This window comes from Afipia sp. GAS231 (assembly GCF_900103365.1).
Lineage (GTDB): Bacteria > Pseudomonadota > Alphaproteobacteria > Rhizobiales > Xanthobacteraceae > Bradyrhizobium.
The window spans coordinates 7,227,337-7,246,243 of the sequence record NZ_LT629703.1 but is presented as its reverse complement, the minus strand read 5'-3'; the positions used below and the strand labels follow the sequence as shown (position 1 = coordinate 7,246,243).

Annotated in this window: 11 protein-coding genes; 2 read left to right on the top strand and 9 right to left on the bottom strand. The window is 64.2% G+C overall.

The window, feature by feature from the left end; genetic code table 11:
• Nucleotides 1-18: 18 nt before the first annotated feature.
• The 4 genes from prfB to BLS26_RS33950 all read right to left on the bottom strand — a co-directional run bounded on the left by prfB (nucleotide 19) and on the right by BLS26_RS33950 (nucleotide 7,863).
• Nucleotides 19-1,150, bottom strand: a protein-coding gene (prfB, locus tag BLS26_RS33965) for a peptide chain release factor 2 (RefSeq protein ID WP_157676662.1) whose coding sequence is annotated in 2 segments (ribosomal slippage) — nucleotides 19-1,080 and nucleotides 1,082-1,150 — 1,131 coding nt in all. Because the reading frame shifts where the segments join, the coding sequence is not laid out codon by codon here.
• Between the two features lie 78 nt (nucleotides 1,151-1,228).
• Nucleotides 1,229-3,721, bottom strand: coding sequence for a penicillin-binding protein 1A (locus BLS26_RS33960; protein ID WP_092516883.1), 2,493 nt, complete (start codon nucleotides 3,719-3,721; stop codon nucleotides 1,229-1,231).
• Nucleotides 3,722-3,805: 84 nt separating this feature from the next.
• Entirely contained in the window at nucleotides 3,806-6,307 is a 2,502-nt protein-coding gene (locus BLS26_RS33955) for a penicillin-binding protein 1A (protein ID WP_092516882.1), read from the bottom strand.
• Between the two features lie 236 nt (nucleotides 6,308-6,543).
• Nucleotides 6,544-7,863 (bottom strand): N-acetylmuramoyl-L-alanine amidase, encoded by a 1,320-nt coding sequence (locus BLS26_RS33950; RefSeq protein WP_092516881.1) that lies wholly within the window; start codon nucleotides 7,861-7,863, stop codon nucleotides 6,544-6,546.
• A gap of 717 nt (nucleotides 7,864-8,580) precedes the next feature.
• Between BLS26_RS33950 and BLS26_RS33945 the strand changes: the two genes are divergently transcribed.
• Nucleotides 8,581-11,793, top strand: coding sequence for a ribonuclease E/G (locus tag BLS26_RS33945; protein WP_092518944.1), 3,213 nt, complete (start codon nucleotides 8,581-8,583; stop codon nucleotides 11,791-11,793).
• A gap of 74 nt (nucleotides 11,794-11,867) precedes the next feature.
• On the opposite strand, the gene BLS26_RS33940 is transcribed toward BLS26_RS33945, so the two are convergent.
• From BLS26_RS33940 to BLS26_RS33920, 5 genes are all read right to left on the bottom strand, one after another.
• A complete protein-coding gene (locus tag BLS26_RS33940; protein WP_092518942.1) occupies nucleotides 11,868-12,887 on the bottom strand; it encodes an amidohydrolase family protein in 1,020 nt (339 codons plus the stop codon).
• Between the two features lie 212 nt (nucleotides 12,888-13,099).
• On the bottom strand, nucleotides 13,100-13,768 hold the full coding sequence (locus tag BLS26_RS33935; RefSeq protein ID WP_092516880.1) for an RraA family protein: 669 nt from the start codon (nucleotides 13,766-13,768) through the stop codon (nucleotides 13,100-13,102).
• 77 nt (nucleotides 13,769-13,845) lie between these two features.
• Nucleotides 13,846-15,174: a dicarboxylate/amino acid:cation symporter gene (locus BLS26_RS33930; protein WP_092516879.1), complete on the bottom strand. Its 1,329-nt coding sequence runs from the start codon at nucleotides 15,172-15,174 to the stop codon at nucleotides 13,846-13,848.
• 161 nt (nucleotides 15,175-15,335) lie between these two features.
• Entirely contained in the window at nucleotides 15,336-15,896 is a 561-nt protein-coding gene (locus tag BLS26_RS33925) for a biotin transporter BioY (protein ID WP_371361054.1), read from the bottom strand.
• Nucleotides 15,897-16,012: 116 nt separating this feature from the next.
• A complete protein-coding gene (locus BLS26_RS33920; RefSeq protein WP_092516878.1) occupies nucleotides 16,013-17,200 on the bottom strand; it encodes a pyridoxal phosphate-dependent aminotransferase in 1,188 nt (395 codons plus the stop codon).
• Nucleotides 17,201-17,396: 196 nt separating this feature from the next.
• Here BLS26_RS33920 and BLS26_RS33915 point away from each other — a divergent pair, with 196 nt between their 5' ends.
• Nucleotides 17,397-18,800, top strand: a complete 1,404-nt coding sequence (locus BLS26_RS33915) for a M48 family metalloprotease (RefSeq protein WP_092516877.1) — start codon at nucleotides 17,397-17,399, stop codon at nucleotides 18,798-18,800.
• Nucleotides 18,801-18,907: the final 107 nt, after the last annotated feature.

The window sequence follows — 18,907 nt, the reverse complement described above, 5'->3', positions numbered from 1 at the left end:
GCTCGAAAACGCTATCGGTTAGTCCATATCCTCGACCGCGCCGGGCGAGGTGCCGAACGCGCGTTGCGCCAGCGTCGCCGCCATGAATTCATCGAGATCGCCGTCGAGCACGCCCGACGTATCCGACGTCTGCACGCCGGTGCGCAGGTCCTTCACCATCTGATAGGGCTGCAGCACGTAGGAGCGGATCTGGTGGCCCCAGCCGATATCGGTCTTGGCGGCCTGATCGGCGGCGGCCTGCTCTTCGCGCTTCTTCAACTCGATTTCATAGAGGCGCGCGCGCAGCATGTCCCAGGCCTGCGCCTTGTTCTTGTGCTGCGAGCGGCCGGCCTGACAGACCACCGCGACGCCGGTCGGAATATGCGTGAGCCGGACGGCCGATTCGGTCTTGTTGACGTGCTGGCCGCCGGCGCCGCCCGACCGCATGGTATCGGTGCGAACGTCTGACTCGGCGATGTCGATCTTGATGGAGTTGTCGACGACCGGAAAAATCGCCACCGACGAGAACGAGGTGTGCCGGCGCGCGTTGGAATCGAACGGCGATATCCGCACCAGCCGGTGCACGCCACCTTCGGTCTTCAGCCAGCCATAGGCGTTGTGCCCTGAGATCTGGATGGTGGCGGACTTGATGCCGGCTTCTTCGCCCGGGGTCTCTTCGAGATATTCGATCTTGAAGCCGTGCTTCTCGGCCCAGCGCGTGTACATGCGCAGCAGCATCGAGGCCCAGTCCTGGCTTTCGGTGCCGCCGGCGCCGGCATGGACTTCGAGATAGGAATCGAACTTGTCGGCCTCGCCGGACAGCAGCGCTTCCAGCTCGCGGCGGGCGACTTCCTTCTTCAGCGCCTTCAGCGCGTTCTCGGCCTCGGTGACCACGCCTTCATCGCTCTCGGCTTCGCCGAGCGCGATCATTTCAACGTTGTCAGAGAGCTCGCGCTCGACCTTGCCGATGCCTTCGAGCGCATCGACCAGCGAGGTGCGCTCCTGCATCAGCTTCTGGGCCTTCTGCGGATCGTTCCAGAGATTGGGATCTTCGGCGAGCTTGTTCAGCTCCGCGAGGCGTGCCGTGGATGCATCGACGTCAAAGATGCCTCCTCAGCAGCCCGACTGACTGCTCGATCTCTTCAACAAGGCGTTCGACTTCGGCGCGCATGGTCTCTCTGATCTGCGGTTGGACCGCCACTGGATGGTTGCGACGGATGTAGCGGCGTATGCCGCAAAGCGCAACGCTCTAGTAAAGGCTGCCGGTTCCGGGTCTCATGATGTCGCTGCCGACGTCGCCCGGCGTCCCCATCGGGAGCAGCCTGCCATCGTCGGCGCCGACGCCCATGACGGCGTAACTATCCGTCGGCGCGGTACCCGGCTTGAACGCCTCCAGGATGGTTTTGGTGCCGTCGCCGGGCCTGGCGCGCGCGCCGGTCTTGGGATCGACCTGCACCAGCCTCATGCCGGCGGGAATCTTGAAAGGGGTTGGCGGCTTGTCGGCAAGCGCGAGCTTCATGAAATCCTTGGCGATGGGCGCCGCGGTATGACCGCCCTGCGCCGCTCTTCCCAGGCTGCGGGGCTTGTCATAGCCGAGATAGAGACCAACGACGAGGTCCGGCGAAAAGCCGACGAACCAGACATCCTTTCCGTCGCTGGTGGTACCGGTCTTGCCGGCGATCGGCTTGCCCACTTCCCGCATCACCGACGCGGTGCCGCCCTGCACCACGCCTTCCATCATCGACGTGATCTGATAGGCCGTCAGCGTATCGAGCACCTGCTCGCGGCGATCGACCAGTTGCGGCTCGGGCTGGTTCTTCCAGCCCTCGGGCGCGTCGCAACCACGGCATTCCCGCGCGTCGTGCTTGAAGATCGTATGGCCGTAGCGGTCCTGGATGCGGTCGATCAGGGTCGCCTTCACGCGGCGGCCGCCATTGGCGAAGATCGAATAGGCCGTGACCATCCGCATCACCGTGGTTTCGCCGGCGCCGAGCGCATAGGAGAGATAGTTCGGCAATTCGTCATAGACGCCGAAGCGTTTGGCATATTCGCCGATCAAGGGCATGCCGATGTCCTGCGCCAGCCGCACGGTCACGGTGTTGATCGACCACTTGAGAGCCTCGCGAAGGGTGATGGGCCCGCGATATTTGCCGACCGAAAAGTTTTCCGGACGCCAGACGCCGGCCTGTCCCTGATCGATCTCGATCGGCCCGTCGACCATGATGCTCGAGGGCGTATAGCCATTGTCGATGGCCGATGAATAGACCAGCGGCTTGAACGTCGATCCGGGCTGCCGATAGGCCTGCGTCGCGCGGTTGAACTGGCTCTGGTCGAACGAGAAGCCGCCGACCATCGCCAGCACGCGGCCGGTCCACGGATCCATCGCGACCATGGCGCCGGACACTTCCGGCAGTTGCCGCAAGCGATATTGGCCTTCGACGACGTTGCCGTCCTTGCCGAACAGCGGATCGGCATAGATCACGTCACCCGGCGACAGAATTTGCGCCACCGAGGCCTGCGTCTTGCCGCGTGCCGCACCCACCGGCTTCGCCCATTTGACCCCGTCCAGTGGGATGAGGCCGGTTTGCCGGTCCCTGCTGACCGCGCCACCCAGTTCGTGGCCCGGCTGAAAACCGATCCGCGCAGACTGGTCGCTGGTTTCCAGCACCACGGCCATCCGCCATGGCGAGATGTCGGCCAGCGATTTGATGTCGGCGAGTTTCACGCCCCAATCGCCGGATATATCGAGCTTGCTCATCGCACCGCGCCAACCCTGCGCCTCGTCAAAGTTGACGAGGCCGGCGGCCATGGTCTTGCGCGCCATCACCTGCAGCTTCGGATCGAGCGTGGTGCGGACCGAGAGACCACCCTCGTAGAGTTTCTTTTCGCCGTAGCGCTCGAAGATGTCGCGGCGGACTTCCTCGGCAAAATACTCGCCGGCGAAAGTACGCGCGCTGTTGGACCGGTTGGTGACGACCAGCGGGTCCTTGCGGGCTTTCTCGGCTTCGGCCTGCTTGATCCAGCCGTTTTCCAAGAGGCGGTCGATCACGTAGTTGCGGCGTTCGATGGCGCGCTCGCGGTTGCGCACCGGATGCAGCGCGCCCGGCGCCTTCGGCATCGCCGCGAGATAAGCCGCTTCAGCGACCGTGAGTTCGTTCACCGACTTGTCGAAATAGACCAGCGACGCCGCGCCGATTCCGTAGGCGCCGAGCCCGAGGTAGATTTCATTGAGGTACAGTTCGAGGATGCGGTCCTTGGAATAGGCGCGCTCGATGCGCATCGCCAGCAACGCTTCCTTGATCTTGCGGGCGAACGACACCTCATTGGTGAGAAGGAAGTTCTTCGCGACCTGCTGGGTGATCGTCGAGGCACCCTGCGGACGCCTGTTCGAGCCGAAATTCTGCGCATACAGCACCACGGCGCGGGCCATGCCGGAGAAATCGATGCCGCCATGCTCGTAGAAGTTCTTGTCTTCGGCGGCGAGGAACGCGTTGATGACGAGCTTTGGAACGGCCTGGATCGGAAGATAGAGCCGGCGCTCCTTGGCGTATTCGCCGAGCAGCGCGCCGTCGGAGGCGTGCACGCGGGTCATCACCGGCGGCTCGTAATCCTGAAGCTGCGAATAGTCCGGCAGGTCCTTGGAGAAATGCCAGATCGCGCCGGCTGCGCCGGCAACGCCGACCAGAAACACCACCGTTCCCGCAGCGAACAGGAAACCAAAAAACCGCACCAGCAAGCGCATTACCGAAATTCCGTTCCAACTCTTGCAGTGCAACCTTCAGCGCCTGTCCTGGTGCGAACGCTCCAGACAAGCAGGCGATTGGGCCTAGTACAGCCCGCCGGTTCCCGGCCGCATGATGTTGCCGGCGTCAGGTGCGGTGCCCTGCGGGATGATCGTGCGCTGCCCGTCGGCATCGGCCACGCCGATGACGGAGTAGTTATCCGGCGGCGCCGTGCCCGGCTTGAACGCTTCCAGGATAGTGCGGCCGCCGTCGCCGGGACCGGCGCGCATGCCGGACTTGGCATCGACGCGAACCAGCTTGATGCCGGCCGGCACCTTGAACGGAATCGGCGGCTTGTCGGCCAGCGCGAGTTTCAGGAAGTCGCGGGCGATCGGCGCGGCCAGATGACCGCCGGTGGCGCCACGGCCGAGGTTGCGCGGCTTGTCGTAGCCGACATAGATGCCGACCACGAGGTCCGGCGAGAAGCCGACGAACCAGGCGTCCTTTTCATCGTTGGTGGTACCGGTCTTGCCGGCGATCGGCTTGCCGACTTCCTTCACGGCCATCGCCGTACCGGCCTGCACCACGCCTTCCATCATCGACGTGATCTGGTAGGCCGTCATCGGATCCAGCACCTGCTCGCGGCGATCGACCAGTTGCGGCTCGGGCTGGTTTTTCCAGCCGGCGGGCGCGTCGCAGCCGCGGCATTCGCGGGCGTCGTGCTTGAAGATGGTGTGCCCGTAACGGTCCTGGATGCGATCGATCAAGGTCGGCTTCACGCGACGGCCGCCATTGGCGAACATCGAATACGCCGTGACCATCCGCATGACCGTGGTTTCGCCGGCGCCCAGCGCATAGGACAGGAAATTCGGAAGTTCGTCGTAGACACCGAAACGCCGGGCATATTCGCCGATCAGGGGCATGCCGATGTCCTGCGCCAGCCGCACCGTCACCGTGTTCAGCGACTGCCGCAGCGCGTTACGCAGCGTCACCGGCCCCTGGTATTTGCCGGACGAGTAGTTTTCCGGGCGCCAGACGCCGGCGCCCTGCCCCTGGTCGATTTCGATGGGGGCGTCGACCACGACGGTTGATGGCGTGTAGCCGTTGTCCATCGCCGCCGAATAGACCAGCGGCTTGAACGACGAGCCGGGCTGCCGATAGGCTTGCGTCGCGCGGTTGAACTGGCTCTGGTCGAACGAGAAGCCGCCGACCATCGCCAGCACGCGGCCGGTCCAGGGATCCATCGCGACCATCGCGCCGGACACTTCGGGCAACTGACGCAGCCGGTACTGACCTTCGACGGGGTTGCCGTCCTTGCCGAACAGCGGATCGGCATAGATCACGTCGCCCGCCGCCACCACCTGCGCCACCGAGGTCGGCGTCTTGCCCTTTTGGGGTCCCGACGCGGCCTTGGCCCATTTCACGCCGTCGATCGCAATGATGCCGGTCTGCCGCTGCTTACTGACCGCACCACCGAGTTCGCGGGCCGGCTGAAAACCGATCCGTGCCGACTGGTCGGACGTCTCCAGCACCACGGCCATGCGCCAGGGCGAGATGTCGCTCAGCGATTTGATGTCGGCGAGTTTCACGCCCCAATCACCGGAGATGTCCAGCTTCGAAGGCGCACCACGCCAGCCGGTCGCCTCGTCGAAATTGACGAGGCCGGCCACCATGGTCTTGCGCGCCATCACCTGAATCTTCGGATCAAGCGTGGCGCGGACCGACAGTCCGCCTTCGTAGAGTTTCTTTTCGCCGTAACGCTCGAAGATGTCGCGACGGACTTCCTCGGCAAAATATTCGCCGGCGAAGATATGCGCGCCGTTGCTGCGGTTGGTGACGATCAGCGGATCCTTGCGGGCCTTGTCGGCGTCGGCCTGCTTGATCCAGCCGTTTTCCAGCAGGCGATCGATCACGTAGTTGCGGCGCTCGACGGCGCGGTCGCGGTTGCGCACGGGATGCAGCGCGCCCGGCGCCTTCGGCATCGCCGCGAGATAAGCCGCTTCAGCCACCGTGAGTTCGTTCACCGACTTGTCGAAATAGACCAGCGAGGCCGCGGCAATGCCGTAGGCGCCAAGCCCGAGGTAGATTTCGTTGAGGTACAGTTCGAGGATGCGGTCCTTCGAATAGGCGCGCTCGATGCGCATCGCCAGCAAGGCTTCCTTGATCTTGCGGGCGAACGAAACCTCGTTGGTCAAAAGGAAGTTCTTGGCGACCTGCTGGGTGATGGTCGAGGCGCCCTGCGGCCGGCGATTGGAGCCGTAGTTCTGGGCGTACACCACAGCGGCGCGGGCCATGCCGGAGAAGTCGATGCCGCCGTGCTCGTAGAAGTTCTTATCCTCGGCGGCGAGGAAGGCGTTGATGACGAGCTTTGGAACCGCCTGGATCGGCAGATAGAGCCGGCGCTCCTTGGAGTATTCGCCGAGCAGCGCGCCATCGGAGGCGTGCACGCGCGTCATGACCGGCGGCTCGTAATCCTGAAGCTGCGAATAATCCGGCAGGTCCTTGGAGAAATGCCAGATCGCCCCTGCAACGCCGGCGACGCCCACCAGGAACACGACGGTTCCGGCGGCGAACAGGAAGCCCAGAAATCGCACCAGCAAGCGCATTCGAAGTTCCGTTCCAACCTTGCGCCGTGATCAGCGGCCAGCAGCTAAAAATCTACACCAACGGTCAGCCGTTGTGCGGTCTATCAATCAACCGGGCCCACAATACAAATACTCCGGCACAATACTGGCCGATTCCGAAGACCCTGCGGTGGTTTTTTATACCTTTGCCGCTGTGGCCAAACTAGGGCTTGGACCAAACGAAGGCACGCTTTTCATTCGACTTTTAATTCGCCTTTTCATTTGGCGGCTCCGGCAGTTGCCAGCCGTTTGGCGAAAAATGCATCAATCGCCTGCGCCATCGATCCGACGGTCTTGGTGCGCCAGTTGTCCGACACCAGATGTTCGAGATCGCCCTTGTTGGAGACGTAGCCGAGTTCGACCAGAACCGACGGCACGTCGGGGGCTTTCAGGACCCGGAAGCCGGCCGATTTCAAAGGATGCTTGTGCATCCGCGCCGTGTTCTTCATCTCGCCCATCAACAGGCGAGCGAACCGGTTTGAAAACGTTCGCGTCTCGCGCTGCGCCAGGTCGATCAGGATGTCGGCGACTTCGGTCGGTTCGTCGGTGAGGTTCACCCCGCCGATCGCGTCGGACTTGTTTTCGTTCTCGGCCAGCCGCTCGGCCTCGGCGTCGGAGGCCTTGTCGGACAGCGTGTAGATCGTAGCGCCCTGGGCATCGCCCTCATGACGCGGCAGGGCGTCGGCATGGATCGAGACGAACAGCGCCGCCGACTGGGAGCGCGCCACCTTCACCCGGTCATTCAGCGGAATGAACGTGTCGTCGGTTCGGGTCATAACCACGCGGTACTTGCCTGATTTCTCTATTCTGTCGCGCAGCGCCAGGCCAAATCCCAGCACCAGGTTCTTTTCCATGACGTCGCCGCCGCCGGCCTGGGTGCCGTTGTCGATGCCGCCATGGCCGGGGTCGATCACGATCAGTGGCCTGGTGTCGTTCACTTGAACGGGCTTGGCCGTAGCCGACCCATCGGCCCGCGCCACAGCGGCATTGGCATCCGCAATCGCCGGCCGCAGTTCGGGGCGATTCTCCGGCGCCAGCAACTGAACGAAGGCGGTGCGGTCGACCTCCTCGAACTCGATGACCAGCCGGGGCGGCTGTTCGTTGGCAGCTTCCAGCACGTAGGATTTGGCGATTTTCGCCGGTCCCGTCAGATCGAACACGATTCGCGAACCGCCGGGCATGACGAGGCCGTAGCGGAACGCCTTGATCAGCCCCCGCCCCGCGGCCCCGGTTCCGGCCGCAAGCTTGAAGTTGACCTGGGGAATATCGAGAATCACCCGGTAGGGGTCGGCGAGCGCGAAGGCGCGAAACGAGATGGTCCGGTCGAGATCGAGGATGAAACGGGTCTGCTTGGCATCCCCGGCCAAGCGGGCGTCCGAGGCAATCGGGAAGCCCGCGGCGGGAACCGGTAAAGTCATCGCGGAACCCGTGGCGGGCCCCTCAGCCGCGCTTGGGCCGGCCGTTTCGGCGCACAGAAATGCTGCGGCGCACAACAGGCCGTATCCCAGCAAAACACGGTGATTTGCGCGGTTGGCCAACGATTCGGTGCCTCCGGAGACCCCTCAATACCGCATTAGAACCACAGGGTTAATCGGACCTTAAGCCCGTTGCCGCGAAAAGGGTTGAGTGTTGCCGTGCAGCGACGCTTAGCGGATGCTTCCCTTGCACGGAAGCCCCGATCCACGTATGTACGAGGTGCTGAAGGCTAATACTCCCGGTTGTGTCGCGTTCAGCCTCCCGGTGCAGCGCCGGATCCTTCGAAGTTGAAGTGTCCAGCGTCTTTCCCGATCCCTCCACGGCCAGCGCCGCGCGCGGCTGACACGGAGTGGCGGTTTCGAGCCCGAGCGGCGTCCGGTCCCAGGTATCTTTCTGCTCCAGGGACGGTTTGAGACATGGCAGAACCGATTATCCGGACCCAAAACGGTCCGATATGCGATGGCTGGCGGGCGCTTTGGCGCCGCGCCGGGGCTTTCAGCGAAGAGACAAGGCGGTATCTTTTTGCCGCCAACATGTTCAGACGGGCCGACGCTTGATGCGCCAGACTGTGTTGCCGACCAAGATCCACGGAACGATCGCGCCGACGCGAAGCGAAAGCTTCGCGCGTCGTCTCGCCCCGGTGGGACCCCGTTCGGTGCGGCGCCAAGGTTTGCGTTTTGGCCTTCCCCTCACCCCCGAATCAGGTGGACCGTCGCGTCACCGGGCCGCGCAATTTGCGCGCGTCCTGCTCCGCGCCCGCCGCCGTCAAGAGCTCCAAAATGCCCAACAAGATGTTGATCGATGCTACCCACCCGGAAGAGACCCGGGTTGTCGTGGTCCGCGGCAATCGCGTCGAAGAATTTGATTTCGAGACCGCCCAGCGCAAACAACTGCGCGGCAATATCTATCTCGCCAAAGTCACGCGCGTAGAGCCGTCGCTGCAGGCCGCCTTCATCGAGTATGGCGGCAACCGCCACGGCTTCCTGGCCTTCAGCGAAATCCACCCCGACTACTACCAGATCCCGGTCGCCGACCGTCAGGCGCTGATCGAAGCCGACGAACGCGCCCATCGCGAGGCCGAGGAAGAGAGCGAGAACCGCTCCAGCCACCGCCGCAGCGGCGGCCGCTCCCGTCATCGCAACGCCCGCCGGCGCGGCCATGGCGACCGCGTCCAGAGCGACGTCGTCGAGAACGCCGGCGTCGACCCTTCGCAGCCTCAGCAGCCCTATCCGGGGCAGGAGCATGCGCCGGAACATCCGCAAGAACATTCAGAAGGCCTCCACGCCGGCGAAGCCCACGGCGAGCATTCGCACACCGACGCGGAACATCACGATCACGCGCATGACCATGAAGGACATGAGCACGCGCACGATCATTCGCATGACCACGATCATGGCCATGATCACGATCACCAGCATGAAGATCACCATGCGCATGGTGACGACCATCACCATGAGCCTGTTGCAGCCGAAGCGCCGGCCGCTGAATCGAGCACCGCGACCCACGAGGCGCCGGCCGTTGCGATCGCGCATGAACTACCCGGCGCTGAAGCGCATGAGCATGCGCATGTCGATCACGCGCACGAACATGCCGAGGAGCACGCGCTCGAAAACGCCGCCCATGCCGACGACGCGCCGCATGGCGAGCACGCCGGCGAAGGGCACGAAGCCCACGCGCATGATGAGCATGCCGCCGCCCATGGTGACGGAAATCATGGCGACGAACATCATGACGATGAAGAAGACGATGGCGACGACGCCGAGGAAGAAGTCGTCGAATCCGTCGGCGGCGACGACGTTCTGGAAGAAGTTCCGGAGCGCGCCTTCCGTCCGCGTCGCCAGTACAAGATCCAGGAAGTCATCAAGCGCCGCCAGGTGATGCTGGTTCAGGTCGTCAAGGAAGAGCGCGGCAACAAGGGCGCTGCGCTGACCACCTATCTGTCGCTGGCCGGCCGCTATGCCGTATTGATGCCCAATACCGCCCGTGGCGGCGGCATCAGCCGCAAGATCACCTCGGCTCAGGACCGTTCGCGGCTCAAGGAAGTGGTGCAGGATCTCGACGTGCCGGAGGGCATGGGCATCATCCTGCGTACCGCCGGCGCCTCACGAACCAAGCCCGAGATCAAGCGCGACTTCGAATATCTGATCCGGATGTGGGAAACCGTGCGCGACATGACGCTGAAGTCGCAGGCCCCCACCCTCGTCTACGAGGAAGGCTCGCTGATCAAGCGCTCGCTGCGCGACCTCTACAACAAGGAAATCGACGAAATCCAGGTCGCCGGCGAAGCCGGCTACCAGGAAGCGCGCGACTTCATGAAGATGCTGATGCCCTCCAATGTGCGGGCGGTGCGCAAGTATGGCGACGGCCAGCCGCTGTTCTCGCGGATGGGAGTCGAGAGCCAGTTGGACGCGATGTTCTCGCCCACGGTGCAACTGCGCTCCGGCGGTTATATCGTCATCAACCAGACCGAGGCGCTGGTCTCGATCGACGTCAACTCCGGCCGCTCGACCCGCGAACACCACATCGAGGATACCGCGCTCAAGACCAACCTGGAGGCGTCAGAGGAAGTCGCCCGCCAGCTTCGATTGCGCGACCTCGCCGGCCTGATCGTCATCGATTTCATCGACATGGACGAGAAGCGCAACAACCGCGCGGTCGAGCGCAAGCTCAGTGACTGCCTGCGGCAGGATCGCGCCCGCATCCAGGTCGGACGCATCTCGCATTTCGGCCTCCTCGAAATGTCGCGCCAGCGTATTCGCGCCAGCGTGCTGGAAAGCTCGACCGAGCCCTGCGCGCAGTGCGGCGGCAGCGGTCACGTTCGCTCGGTATCGTCAGTGGCGCTGCAACTGCTGCGCGGCATCGAAGAGATCCTGATGAAGGGCGCCACCCACAATCTGGTGGTGCGGACCCGGACCGACGTCGCGCTCTATGTCCTCAACCACAAGCGCGGCCATCTGCGCGATCTCGAAAATTCCTTCAAGGTCTCGCTCGCCATCGTTGCCGATCCGACCGTGAGCGGCCAGCAGTCGTTCATCATCGACCGCGGCGAACAGGTGCATACGCTGGAAGCCGCCAAGGCGTTGCTGGCAGCGCAGGCCGCCGCCTCCCCGCCGCAGGTCGACGAGCCCTATGACGACGAGGAAGGGTTCGATCTCGAGACCGAAGGCGAAGTCGAAACCGAAGAGACCGAGGGTCTGGTGGAAGACGCCGTCGGCGGCGAAGAAGCCGGCGGCGAAACCGACGCGGACGGTCACCGTCGCAAGCGGCGCCGGCGCCGGCGCGGCCGCGGCGAACCCCGCGAGGGCGGCGCGCCCCGCGAGGACAATGGTGCCCCCCGCGAAGAAAACGATGCCATGCGTGTCGTGGCCGAAGCCATGGAAAGCCCCGGCACCGGCGACGACAGCGAATCCGACGAGGACGAAGGCGACGACCAGCCCGGCGTGGTTCGCGGCGATCAGCCGGCGAATGGCGAGCGCCGTCCGCGCCGCCGCGGTCGCCGTGGCGGACGCCGTCGGCGCGGCAACGGGCCGGAAGACGGTCTGGCCGGATCGATCGCGGACGAACTCGGGCCGACATCGGCTCCGGAAGCCGCCAACGCGGTGGCCGACTTCGACGGCGGCTCGTACGAGCCCGCCCCAACGCTGATCCAGCCCGAGCCGGCCTGGCAACCGGCGCAGCATGAACCCGCATCAGCGGCCTATGCTCCGCCTGAGCCGGTCGCGAGTGCGCCCACGGTTAGCGCCCCAGTGGTTGAAGAAACCACGCAGGAAGCCGACCGGGCCGCCGCGCGGCGCCGTTCGACCGTGCGCGAAAAGGTCAGCTTCGCGACCAGCAGCACCGTTCCTGCCGATCCGGCGCCTGTCATCAGCCACAGCGCGCCGGAGCCGGTCTCGGCTCCGGCACCTGCAGAACCCGCACCGGCCGAGAGCGGCGAAGCTGCCGCGCCGCGCAAGGCCGGCTGGTGGTCACGGCGCTTCGGCAACGGCGAGTAACGCCAACATTCAAAAAAAGAAAAACCGCCCGGCAAAACCGGGCGGTTTTGTTTTGTCCGTGCCTGGACGCGGCCTCAGCCGTCGAGCCTCGCGGACAGCCGCCCGTAGACGGCCCGCGCATTGGTTTCGAAGATCGCGCGCCGCTCAGCGGCGCCGAGCGCGGGCGACTGCTCGATGTAGCGCTTGGTGTCGTCGAAGGGATATCCGGTTTCCGGATCGATCCCCCTGACCGCGCCGACCATCTCTGAGGCGAACAGGATGTTCTTCGCCGGGATCACCTTCGTCAGCAGATCAATACCGGCCTGATGATAGACGCAGGTATCGAAGAACACGTTGTTCAGCAGCAGTTCCGACAGCGGCGGACGCTTCATGTCCTGTGCCAGCCCGCGATAGCGGCCCCAGTGATAGGGCACCGCGCCGCCGCCATGCGGGATGATGAACTTCAGCGTCGGGAAGTCGCGGAACAGGTCCGAGGTCAGGAACTGCATGAACGCGGTGGTGTCGCCATTGATGTAGTGCGCGCCGGTGGCGTGGAAGACGGAATTGGCGGAGGCGCTGACATGGACCATCGCCGGAACGTTCAGCTCGACCATCTTCTCGTAGAGCGGATACCACCATTCGTCTGATAGTGGCGGCTCCTTCCAGAATCCGCCTGACGGATCCGGGTTGAGGTTGCAGCCGACAAAGCCGAGTTCGTTGACGCAGCGTTCGAGTTCGGCAATGCAGTTTTTGGGCGCGACACCGGTCGACTGCGGCAACTGGCAGACGCCGGTAAAATTCTTCGGATAGAGTTTTGTGAGCCGGAAGATCAGGTCGTTCGAGACCCGCGACCACGCGGCGGAGATCGAGGCGTCGCCGACATGGTGGCCCATGCCGGAGGCGCGTGGCGAGAAGATCGTCAGCGACGTGCCGCGCTCGCGTTGCAGCCGCAACTGTGCGCCCTCGACGCTCTCGCGCAACTGGTCGTCGCAGATCTCTAACTCGTCGATACGAGGCGCCCGGGATGGATCGCCGATCGCATCAATTTGACGTTTGCGCCAATCGAACGGGGCCTTCGGCTCGGTGGTGTAATGCCCGTGGCAATCGATCACCAGGCTACTCGCCGCCGCGCCTGCGGACTTCGACCTGGCTCCCGCTGCCGCCTCGACATTGACCGGCGAAGCGGCGGCATCGGGGGATACCTCGTTGACCGCCATCGCCGCCAGCATGCCGGCCGGCGGCGCATAGCAGCCACAAGCGAGCCGTCGCGGCATGGCGTGACGGCCCGGCATTGCCATTCCGTTCGGCATGATCCGCTCCCTCTCGCTTAAGCGATGACGCCGAGCTTCTTCAGGCTGGCGTCGACCCAGCTACGGTCGCTCTTGCCGGCTTTGATCGCGGCGAGCTGCTTGGTTTCCGCCTCGTGCTTCGCGGTCGTGGCCTTCAGCACCTCCGCGGTGCTTCCAAAGGGAACGCAGACGATCCCGTCACCGTCGCCGACGATGAGGTCGCCGGGCTCGATCACCATGCCGTCGATCGCGATCGGGACGTTGATCTCGCCGGGGCCGTCCTTGTAGGGGCCGCGGTGGGTGACGCCGGCGGCGAAGATCGGAAATTTACCGGCATGGATCGTGTCGTAGTCGCGGATCGAACCGTAGATCACCATGCCGGCGATGCCGCGATGCTCGGCATGCGCGGACATCATTTCGCCGATCAGCGAATTGGTCAGGTCGCCGCCGCCGTCGACCACGATGACGTCGCCGGGTTCGGCGGTATCGATCGCCTTGTGCAGCATCAGGTTGTCACCCGGCCGCGTCTTGACCGTGAACGCAGGTCCGGCGAGCACGCCGCCGGCATGCATCGGGCGCAGCGCCGCGCCGCCCGCCGTCATCCGCGACATCGAATCGCTGATATTGGCGACCGGCAGCGCGCTGAACTTCGCCACCGTATCGGCGTCGACCTTGCGGGTTCGCTGCAGAATTCGAAATCCGATCAATTTCTCTCTCCCGTTTTTTATTGGCGCCGGCAGATTAGCCTGCCGGCGCCTTTTGAGCCGCAAAGGTCTTTAACGCGCTAATCGGTCGTGACTGCGGTCTCCATGTCGGTCGGATCGATCTGCCTGGTGAGGCTGACACGCAGCTTGTCCTGATCGAGCTCACCCTCCCACCACGACACCACCACGCAGGCGACGCCGTTGCCGCACAGGTTGGTCAGCGCGCGGCACTCGCTCATGAACTTGTCGATGCCGAGCACGATCGCCATGCCCGGCACCAACCGCGGATCGACCACCGCCAGCGTCGCCGCCAGCGTGATGAAGCCGGCGCCGGTGATGCCGGATGCCCCCTTCGAGGTCAGCATCGCGACCAGCAGAATGGTGATCTGCTGTCCGAGCGTCAGGTCGAAGCCGAGCGCCTGCGCAATGAACAAGGTCGCCAGCGTCATGTAGATGTTGGTGCCGTCGAGATTGAACGAGTAACCGGTCGGCACCACGAGACCGACGACCGACTTGGAACAGCCGAGCCGCTCGAGCTTTTCCATCAAGGACGGCAGCGCGCTTTCCGAGGACGACGTGCCGAGCACGATCAACAGTTCGTCCTTGATGTAGGCCAGGAACCTGAAGATCGAGAAGCCGACGATGCGCGCGATGACGCCGAGCACGACGAACACGAACAGCGCGGCGGTGAGATAGAACGTCGCGATCAGCCCCATCAGGTTCAGGATCGCACCGGTGCCGAACTTGCCGATCGTGAACGCCATGGCGCCGAACGCGCCGATCGGTGCAGCCTTCATCACGATCGAAATGACGCCGAACACCGCATGCGCGGCATCGTCGATGAAGGATCGAATGGTATGGCCGCGCTCGCCGAGCCCCATGATCGCGAAGCCGAACAGGATCGAGAACAGTAGTACCTGGAGGATTTCACCCTGCGCGAAGGCGCCGACCACGGTGTCGGGAATGATGTGCAGGAAGAAATCGACGCTCTTCTGCGCCTCGGCCTGCTTGGCGAAACCGGCGACGGCTTGCGCGTTCGCGCCCGCCCCGCCGAACCCCGAGCCGGGCCTGACGACGTTGCCGACGATCAGCCCGATCAGCAACGCGAAGGTCGAGACGATTTCGAAATAGACCAGCGCCTTGACGCCGATGCGGCCGACCTTCTTGGCGTCCTGGATATGCGAGATGCCAGATACCACGGTGCAGAAGATGATCGGCGCGATCACCATCTTGATCAGCTTGATGAAGCCGTCGCCGAGCGCCTTGATCCAGTCGTTGGTCGCGTAGGCGGGCTCAAGCCAGCCGAAAAGCGCACCGAGCACAATGGCAATCAGCACCTGAACATAGAGAACCCGGTACCAGGGCTTTGCCGCCTTCGCCGGTGCGTCCACCGCAATCGTTGCTGCCATGATGTTTACTCCCCCCTCAGAAAGTTTTTCCGGAGTTACGCGCATCGCGCGCGCTTCCGCTGATTTACAGCCAAATCAAATGGGCCAGCGAAGTCAATGCCATTACGCCGCGCGCCACTGATTCCAGACGGTATCGTTCTAGGCGCGCGGACGATATCGTTCTAGGCGCGCGGCGCGAACAGCCGCCGGATCGCCGGCACCAGCGTGGCGCCGAGCGCGTTCTTGACCAGCGATGCCGCGATAAACGGCGCGATGCCGACCAGCCACGCCTTGCCTGTGCCGAGCTTCATGCCGAACGCGAGCCAGGCGAAGCCTGTGCCGAGAATGAGGACGTGCCCAATTCCCATTGCGACGAACAGCCACAGCACCGACCGGTCCCAGCCGCGCTGGCTCAGCCAGCCCGTGGCGAACGCCGCCAGCACGAAACCGTAGAGATATCCCGCGGTCGGACCGACCAGCGGCGCGAGACCGCCGACGGGACCGGCGAATACCGGCAGACCGATCGCACCCTCGGCCAGATAGGCGATCACGGTAAGGCTGCCGAGCCGCCAGCCATAGGCGGCGCCGATCATCAGCACGACCAGCGTCTGCAGCGTCATCGGCACATAGGGCAGCGGCAGATTGACCTTGGCCGACAGCGTCAGCAGCGCGGTTCCGAGCGCAATCAGGATGGCGCCGCGCAAAACACGGAACGACCGGTCTTCGCGGCGCGGCCACAGCAGCTCGGCAAGCGGAAAATGCCTGACGGCGGCGGGATCGGACAGGGTTCTGGCGGACAAGGACAGTACTCCGGTTTTGAGGTCGCATGAAGGAAGGATGGATCGATGACGGCCGGACGCTAGCCGAGCCAGCGCGAGATGCGCGCTACCGCTTCGCGCATCTCGTCGGCCGAGCGCGCGTAGGAGAAGCGCACGAAGGCCCGGCCATGGATCGGATCGAAGTCGACGCCCGGCGTGGCCGCGACATGGGCCTTTTCCAGCATCCGGCTGGCGAATTCGAAACTGTCCGATGTGAAGTTGGAAACATCCGCATAGAGGTAGAACGCGCCATCGGCCGGCAGGAATTTTGTCAGTCCGGCCTTCGGCAGGCCTTCGATCAGGATGCGGCGGTTCGCCTCGTAGCCGTGCTTGATCGCCTCCATCTCCTCGCGCCCTTCGAAGGCGGCTTCGGCAGCGATCTGCGACAGCGTCGGCACCGAGATCGACAGGTTCTGCTGCAGCCGTTCGATCGGCCGCACCAGCGGCTCCGGCACCACCATCCAGCCGACCCGCCAGCCGGTCATGCAGAAGTATTTCGAGAACGAGTTGATCACCAGCGCCTGCGGTGAGAGCTCCGCGGCGGTGACGGCCGGAAACGCGTAATCGAGGCCGTGATAGATTTCGTCGGAAATGAAACGGATGCCGGCCCCCTCGGCCGCCGCGATCAGGCCGGTGAGCGCCTCGCGCGACATCATCGTTCCCGTCGGATTGGCGGGGCTGCCGACCAGCACGCCCTTCAGCGGCGCCTTGCGATGCGCCGCCAGCAACGCTTCCCCGGTCAGCGCATGGCGCGTCTCGTTCGTCGTCTCGATCAGCACCGGCTCGCAGCCGAGCGCCGTGAGGATATGGCGGTAAGGCGGGTAACCGGGCACGGTCACCGCAACCCGGTCGCCGGGTTCGAACATCGACAGAAACGCCAGGATGAACCCGCCGGACGAGCCGGTGGTGACCACGATCCGGTCAGGATCGACCGAACAGCCGTAAGTATCGCGGTAGTGCCTGGCGATGCGCGCCCGTAGCGAGGGAATGCCGAGCGCCGAGGTGTAGTCGATCCTGATCTCGTCGAGCGCCGCATGGGCCGCTGCGATCGCGACCTTCGGGGCGGAGGCCGCCGGTTGGCCGACTTCCATGTGAATGACATGCCCGCCCGCCGCTTCGATCCTTGCTGCGGCCGCCATCACGTCCATCACCATGAACGGCGGAACATCGCTCCGCGCCGACGGGGTCAGCAGGGTTTTCACGCGGTCTCTAAGTGTCGCTTCGTGCATCGATTTCTGCTATTTGGGAGGCTATCGCCGATATTGGGTTCCCGAACCGGTTACCGCCCCAGACTGGCCGCATTCGGTGGCTTGTTATAGCGTTTTCCGGCGAAGTGATACCGGTTCGCGACAAGAATTAGAACCGAACGGATCACGGCCAATCCGGACGCGCCCCATCTCCTACCGCCCCGACAAAAGACCGCTCATGCTGCTTCGTATCGCCTTTGCCAAGAAAAAGCTGAAGCTGACCGCCCTGACGGTGGCGGCGGCGCTCACCGTCGCGCCGATGGCAGCACTTGCGCAGGAGGGCAAGGGTCCGTCGTTCCTGCGGGACACCGAGTCCGAGCAGTTGCTGCGCGAATATACAAGGCCGATCCTGCGCGCCGCCGGTCTGGAAAAACAGAACATCCAGATGGTGATCATCAACGACAGCCAGTTCAACGCGTTCGTCGCCGACGGCCGCCGCATCTTCGTGAACTACGGCGCGATGATGCAGTCGGAAACGCCGAACCAGATCATCGGCGTGCTGGCCCACGAAACCGGCCATCTGGCCGGCGGCCATCTCGCCAAGATGCGCGAGCAGCTCGCGCAGGCACAAACCCAGATGATCATCGCCATGCTGCTCGGCGCCGGCGCGATGGTGGCCGGCGCGCGCGGCGGCGCCGGTAGCGGCCTGACCAATGCCGGCGCGGCCGCGTTTTCCGCACCGGGCGAAATGATCAAGCGCAACCTGCTGTCTTACGTGCGCCAGCAGGAAGAAAACGCCGACAAGGCCGGCGTGAAGTTTCTGACCGCGACCGGTCAATCGCCCAGGGGCATGTGGGAAACCTTCAAGCGGTTTTCCGACGAGAGCCTGTTCGCGGCGCGCGGCGCTGACCCCTACCTGCAGTCGCATCCGATGCCGGCCGAGCGCGTCCGCGCGCTGGAGGAACTGGCGCGCTCCAGCCCGTATTGGGACAAGAAGGACGACCCCGCTTTGCAGATGCGCCACGACATGGTGCGGGCCAAGATCTCGGCTTTCATGGAGCGGCAGGAAACCGTGTACCGGCGCTATCCGATGTCCAACACCAGCCTGCCCGCCCGCTATGCGCATGCCATCACCACCTACCTGCATGGCGATCTGCGCAGCGCGATCGCCCAGATCGACGGCCTGATCGCGTTGCAGCCCGGCAACCCCTATTTCTATGAGGTGCGCGGCCAGGCGCTGCTGGAGGGCGGCAAGCCGGCGGAAGCCATCGCGCCGCTCCGCAAGGCGGTGCAGCTCTCCAATAACGCCCCGCTCATGGAGATGTTACTTGGGCAGGCACTGGTAGCGGCTAATAATACCGCCAACACGGATGAGGCGATCACGATTCTTCGCGCGGCGGTGGCGCGCGAGACCGAAGCGCCGTTAGGTTTCTCGCAGCTTGCCATGGCCTATGGCCGCAAGGGGGACTACGCGCAGGCCGATCTCGCATCGGCACAGGCGGCCTACCTCCGCGGTGACAACAAGACCGCGCGCGACCTCGCTTCAAGGGCAAAGACCCGTTTTGCGATCGGGACGCCGGGATGGGTCAAGGCTGACGACATTGTGAGCGCCAAGCCGCTGCCGGGGCAGAGAAGCAACTAGAAATAAACCGGGTTAAGATAGATCAAGCTAGAACCGAACCGAAATTGAAACGTATTCCAAGAGCCGGCTTCACGACACCGCCGGGAACTCGCCGTAAAAGGATTTGC